We start from the raw sequence: 263 nt of genomic DNA, 5'->3' as shown, positions 1-263 counted from the left end.
CCCATGTTCAGCACCATGCTGCCGGCCCAGAAACGCCCTTGGCGATCGCAGCGACCGTCGTTGAGGCGCATGTCGGCGCGGCTATGCTCGACGGTGGCGAGCAATTCGCTGTCGAGGCTGCCGTCGCTGTGCGGGTGCAGGCGAAAGAAGCCGCTTTCCATGCCAGCGACCCAGCCACCACTGCGGTGGCGGCTGATGCAGGCGAGCATTTCCGGGGCTTTCCACGAGGCGACGTGCCCGCTGTCAGCGCTCCAGCGTTGCAG

At 66.9% G+C, this 263-nt stretch carries 1 protein-coding gene; it reads right to left on the bottom strand.

Annotated elements, in window-relative coordinates; translation table 11 throughout:
- A partial coding sequence (locus AAEY83_RS16045) for an SMP-30/gluconolactonase/LRE family protein (protein ID WP_351060576.1) occupies positions 1 to 209 on the bottom strand: 209 nt, incomplete at its 3' end.
- Positions 210 to 263: the final 54 nt, after the last annotated feature.

Source organism: Psychrobacter sp. TB20-MNA-CIBAN-0197, assembly GCF_040309765.1.
Classification (GTDB): Bacteria; Pseudomonadota; Gammaproteobacteria; order Pseudomonadales; family Moraxellaceae; genus Psychrobacter; species Psychrobacter submarinus.
This window is presented reverse-complemented; position numbering and strand designations above follow the sequence as displayed.